3 protein-coding genes are annotated in these 6,402 nt (G+C 46.0%); all 3 read right to left on the reverse strand.

Going from position 1 to position 6,402, the window contains the following annotated elements; genetic code table 11:
* Positions 1-389: 389 nt before the first annotated feature.
* Positions 390-2,963 carry an alpha-glucan family phosphorylase gene (gene glgP, locus A3GG_RS0111205; RefSeq protein ID WP_026215797.1) on the reverse strand — a complete coding sequence of 858 codons (2,574 nt, stop codon included), beginning with the start codon at positions 2,961-2,963 and terminating at the stop codon, positions 390-392.
* 131 nt (positions 2,964-3,094) lie between these two features.
* A complete protein-coding gene (gene secDF, locus A3GG_RS0111210) occupies positions 3,095-6,082 on the reverse strand; it encodes a protein translocase subunit SecDF (RefSeq protein WP_018359378.1) in 2,988 nt (995 codons plus the stop codon).
* 197 nt (positions 6,083-6,279) lie between these two features.
* Positions 6,280-6,402 (reverse strand): transposase (locus tag A3GG_RS13235; RefSeq protein ID WP_018358428.1); only part of this gene is annotated, 123 nt, incomplete at its 5' end.

The raw sequence follows: 6,402 nt of genomic DNA on the forward strand, positions 1-6,402 counted from the left end.
TCGCCCCTCAAGCCGGCTAAAGCAACTTGTGCCTTAAAGCTTGAACTGTATTTACTTCTTCGTCCCATAAACTTATCTTTTCCTTTTCGTCAGCAAATGACAATTAGTTCCATCTCAACTCTCAAATCTACCACTTTTTGAGTTGTCTAGTTTTTTGGGAATATTATAATATTTAAGCATCTGTGGTTTTTAAACGAACGATGCTTATTTTATTGTGACAAAGTTGTGATTTATTTACGATATGGAGCGAATGTTGTAGAAAATAAATGGAAATCCAAGGTTGTCTTATTATAAAAACCTTAGATATCCAAGTCTTGGGAATCTATCATGCGAGGAGGCAGTGACAGTACGTCACTACCTCCTCGCATGATAGTATTGCAGGGAACTGGCTAGAATAGGGATAGCCAGCTAACGTATGCAAAGTCCATAGGATGTGCTAGAAGCTCGTGGGTAGGAGCAATGCGGATGGCTAGCTTTTGGTTGCCAGGGTTATCGATCTCCTTATCCAGTCTATAGGTGCGGCGAGTACCTTCCGAGCTAATTAACTTATACTCGTGGTTCGCAATATGTTTGGTCTCGCCCGTGTTGGCATCTACCTCTATAACCACGAGTTCTACCTTGAGCGCTGTATTGAGCTCGTGCATATCGAGCACTATGGTAGAGGAGAATTGTTCTCCTACCTCAAAGTTGCGATTACTGAGATCCTTTGAGCTCTTTACCTCTATCGTCTCTAACTTGTCCCAATCACGAGCTACTCCTCTCTTCCACTCCACGAGTTGGTCGATAGCAGAGTAGTTATCTTTGGCAAGTGCCTTGGAGCGCTCCGCTAGCGGACGGTAGAATCTCTCGATATAATCATTAATCATCCTCCGCATAGTAAAGTGAGGTAAGATTCTAGACATCGATGTCTTAATCATCTGTACCCAGCCAGTAGAGAACTCCTTATGCTCGCTTCGGTCGTAGTAGAGTGGAATAATCTCCTCCTCCAGTGTCTTATAGATCGTCACAGCATCTAGCTTGTCTTGTAGCCCTTGGTCGGTATAAGTCCGTTTGTCTGTAAGTGCCCAACCGCCAGCAGGGATGTAGCCTTCGTACCACCAACCATCTAGCACCGAGAAGTTGAGCACACCATTCATGAGTGCCTTCATTCCAGAAGTCCCTGATGCCTCAAGCGGTCGGGTAGGGGTATTGAGCCATACATCTACACCCGCAATTAGTCGGCGCGCTACGCGTATGTCGTAATTCTCTAGGAAGAGTACCTTGCCCTGAAATTGTGGCATGCGGGATATCTCTATGATGCGCTTAATCAATCCCTGTCCACCACCATCGGCTGGGTGAGCCTTGCCGGTGTATATAAATTGTACGGGTCGCTCCTTGTTATTGACAATCTCTGCGAGGCGCTCGAGGTCGGTAAATAACAAGTGTGCACGCTTATAGGTAGCAAAGCGACGTCCAAAGCCTATCAGTAGAGCATCTGGGTCTAGTGCATCGAGGATGTCTAGGGTGAACGTAGGGTCGTTGTTCTCCTTGGCGAGACTTGCCTGATAGCTTGCCCTTAGGTGGCGGATTAGTCGTGCTTTCATCTCCTTGCGCATCTCCCAAATCTCACTATCTGGTACGCTTTCAATCTTGGTAAGAACTCTTACGTTCGCCTGATCCTCAAGTATGTTGTCAGAGATGTATTTCTTGTAAAATGGTATCCATTCTACCGCAGTCCATGATGGGAAGTGCACGCCATTGGTCACATATCCTACGTGTAGCTCCTCTGGGAAATAGCCCTTCCACACAGGTGCAAACATCTTCTGTGATACCTTGCCATGTAGCCAACTCACGCCATTAGCTTCCTGTGCGGTATTAAGAGCAAGCGTACTCATAGAGAACTTATCGTGGCTGCCAGGGTTCTCTCTGCCAAGATCAATGAGTTCTTGAAAGGTGATGCCAAGCTTCTCGGCATAGTGCTCCATGTACTTGGCAAATAGTCCCTCATCGAAGTAGTCGTGCCCAGCAGGTACGGGCGTGTGCACGGTATAGAGACCAGAGGCACGGATAATCTCAAGCGCATGGTCGAAGTCCTTGCCTTCGGCTACCAACTCTGCGATACGCTCAATATTAATAATTGCGGCGTGCCCCTCATTACAGTGGTATACCTCCTTCTTTATCCCTAGCTTCTTAAGCATCTGAATACCACCAATACCTAGGAGGTACTCTTGCTTCATGCGGTTTTCCCAGTCCCCGCCATAGAGTTGGCTGGTGATAGGTTTGTCCCAGTCACTATTTTGTGGATGGTCAGTATCCATAAGGTAGAGTGGAATACGCCCTACATCTACACGCCATACATAGCTATAAACCACATGATCTCTAAAGGGGACTTCCAGTGTCATAGGTGTGCCATTGTTGCTGCATACCTGAGTCACTGGAATCTTATTGAACTCATTCTGCTTGTACTGGGCTACTTGCTGACCATCCGATGCTATTACCTGGTCAAAGTAACCAAACTTATACAGAAAGCCTACACCTACCATGTCTACCCGAGAGTCACTCGCCTCCTTCAGGTAATCTCCTGCAAGTACACCCAGACCACCAGAGTAAATCTTCAGGATATTGCTAAGTCCATATTCCATGCTAAAGTACGCCACACTTGGGGCATCGCTACGCATGGGTTGGGCTAAATAGTCTTGGAAATTCTGATATGCCTTATCCACTCTAGCCATGAAGACCTCATCTGCCATCAGGTCGTCCTGCTGCTTACTGGTAAGGTTATTGAGTACCTCAATAGGGTTACCTTGGCTTGCTTCCCATCTCTCATGGTCTATATCTGCAAATATCTTTCTCACCTCACTGCTCCATACCCACCATATATTACGTGATAGGTCTTCTAGTTTGGAGAGCTTAGCAGGTAACTTGGAATGAGTATACACATCATTCCATACAGGCAGGTTGTGCCTTTTACTTTGGATCATAATCTTTCTTCCTTTATTTCTTTCAAATTTGCTCCCGCAAATATACCAACATTATCACTCAGTAGCAAAATGAAAGCGACGCCGCACGGATAGGTGCAGCGTCGTCTTAGTCAATTGCGAAAACTGTATGTCAGTTACTTGTGCGTCTTATTGAACTTCTTATTATTAATGAAGTAGGCTATCGGTGTTGCTACGAATAGTGTAGAGTAGGTACCGAATACTATACCAAGAATCATTGCAAATGTGAAGCTCCTGATACTAGCACCACCGAAGAAGAAGATGATGAGTACCACAAGCAGGGTACTGATACTTGTATTGAAGGTACGTGCAAGTGTACTATTCAATGCGTAGTTGAATAGCTCCTTCCTATTCCTATTAGGGAATAGCTTGAGGTTCTCACGTATACGGTCAAATACTACGATTGTATCATTCATAGCATAACCGATAATAGCTAGTACCGCAGCGATAAAGGTCTGATCCACCTCCATAGAGAATGGCATTACCTTCCATAGCAGTGCATACAACGCTATGATAGATAGCGTAGTGAAAGTAACCGAAGCAAACGCACCTATAGAGAAGGCTACATCTCTAAATCGGATAAGAATATAGAGCGCCATCACAATCAGTGATAGGACTACAGCGATAACAGCTCCTGTCTTGATGTCGTCTGCCATGCTTGCGCCTACCTTCTGAGAGCTCTGGATGTAGTCGTTGGTAAATTGGTCGAAGCTTACACCATCACCTAGAAGTGGCTTCACGCCCTCATAGATCAGGTTCTCTACCTCAGCATCTACCTCAGGGGTATTGGTCTCAATTTTGTAGTTGGTAGAGATACGTACCTGCTCTGCAGTAGAGATAGTGATCACATTCACTTGCCCATCGAGCTTGCTACCCACTAGGCTTGCTACCTCACTAGTGCTTACTGGTTGGTCGAACTTCACAACGTAGTTACGACCTCCAGTGAAGTCGATACCACTATTAAGACCCCATACACCAAGAGCGATGGCACCGGCAACAAGGATCGCAGCTGCGATAGAGAGGCCTCCCTTGCTCTTCTCGATGAACTTCACGCTAGGGTCTACTAGGAAGTTCTTAGATACAGAGGTGGTAAAGGTGATATTGTCCATCTTGCCCTTAAGCGCTCTCCTCTCGAAGAAGATACGAGTGAGGAATACCGCAGTTAAGAATGAACATACAAGACCTACAATCAGTGTGGTGGCAAATCCACGGATAGGACCTGAACCGAAGTAGTAAAGGATAATACCCGTAAGGATTGTGGTCACGTTGGAGTCGATGATAGCAGAGAATGCATTGCCATAACCATCCTCAATGGCCTTAATCATAGACTTGCCTTGAGCGAGCTCCTCTTTGATACGTTCAAAGATAAGCACGTTGGCATCTACCGCCATACCTAGGGTAAGCACCATACCGGCAATACCTGCTAGAGTGAGCACGGCATGAAGCGATGCTAAGATACCGATAGTGAAGAAGAAGTTGACCACTAAAGCGGCATCTACTACTAGACCAGGCAATAGACCATACATCATAATCATGTAGATCATCAGCAGTACGAGTGCAATCACGAAGCTGACAAGACCAGCTGAGATAGCTTCCTGACCCAGTGATGGACCTACAACATCTTCCTGTACGATACGTACTGATGCAGCCATCTTACCAGAGTTGAGGGTATTAGCCAAGTCATCTGCCTCTTGTACGGTGAATTTACCAGTGATTTGTGATTGACCGTTTGGTATCTCTGTATTAACGCTTGGTGCAGAGTAAACAACATCATCTAGCACGATAGCGATAGGACGACCAATGTTCTCCTTGGTGATTCTTGCCCACTCACGAGCTCCCTCGCTATTCATGGTCATAGAAACTACTGGCTCCTGACGACCAAGTGTATTATCGATATCACTCTTAGCATTGGTGACTACTTCACCACCCAATACAGGCATACCATCACGGCGAGTAGTCTTGATAGCAAAGAGCTGGTAGATCTTTGAACCCTCTTGCATCTCCTTCACTCCCCACTTTAGCTGTAGGTTGCGTGGAAGTACCTCTTTAACACGTGGGAGGTTGAGCAGAGAGTCAATCTTATCCATGTCAGATGCATGTGCCATTCCGACCACAGGAGTAGCCGCTAGCTGACCTTCGTAGGTGTTTGGAGCAAGTAGACTGAATAGTGATTGTACTGCACCGTTAGAAGCGGTAGTAGTCTCTGCTGAAGGAGTAGCCTCTCCGACCAATGCAGTCAGATCGTCGGTGGCTGTAGCTACACTATCAGTAGCCACGCTGTCGGTAGCGATGCTGTCAGCAACTACTACAGGAGCAGCCTCAGCTACAGTCTCTACTGTAGAGCTCATCTGAGCAATGACTTGGTCGGCTCGCTGTAGGTCTGCCCAAATCTCAGGGAGCATGTAGCACTCCCAGAACTCTAGATTGGCACTGCCTTGTAGTAGTTTGCGCACACGCTCAGGCTCCTTTACACCAGGAAGCTCTACGAGGATACGATGACCACCCTCTAGCTTCTGGATGTTTGGTGCTACCACACCAAATCGGTCGATACGATTGCGGAGTACCTTGTGAGAGCTCTCGATAGCTGTTGCAAGCTCTGAGCGTAGCACCTGCTCTACATCCGCATCACTACTGCTTGTGGTAATCTTGTCTTTCAGCGCTAGAGTACCGAATATGGCAGATAGGCGAGCGCCTGGGTCTGTCGCATGAAACTCATCAACAAAGAGCGTGATAAAGTCCTTCTGGCTGCGCTCCTGCTGAGCAATAGCCGACTCTAGGGCTGCTCTGAATGTAGGGTCTTGGCTATTGCCAGAGAGGGTCTCTAGTACATCGGCAGCATTTAGCTCCAAGATGACTGTCATACCACCCTTAAGGTCGAGACCAAGTCCTAGCTCTTTCTCACGTACTTCTTGAAGCGTGCTACCGAGCCACACTTTCTTCATAGAGAGCGAGTCAAGATAGCGAATCTCCTTATTTACATCGCCCTGCGCATAGTTCTTAGCCTTGTTCTGGTAATACCCCGACACCAGTGAAAATGAGAGGTAGTAACCACAGACAATGGCAAGGATAATGGCAGTCCACTGCACTAAACCTTTGTTTTGCATCTGTAAGTAGTTATTATTTATTATTCTTATATTTTTCCTAAACTCAATGGGAGTGCTGTGCACACACATATATTATATTATAATGTGGGGTGAGCACTTCAGGTGGCAAATATACCTAAATTATACCAATCTGTGAGTCTCTTTATTGTAGGATTGATAGAATGCTTTGGTTGGTGGCTTTGTAACTTACTTTAGGTTCATCCGACATTTCGTGTGATACGGCAGTCATGTAGAGCAAAAAGCCTTAGTTTGAAATATTCATCATCTCTATATCCGTAAGCATTTCTCTTCATCACTTTAATCTTATTGTTTATTCCCTC

It is taken from the genome of Porphyromonas levii DSM 23370, assembly GCF_000379925.1.
Lineage (GTDB): Bacteria > Bacteroidota > Bacteroidia > Bacteroidales > Porphyromonadaceae > Porphyromonas_A > Porphyromonas_A levii.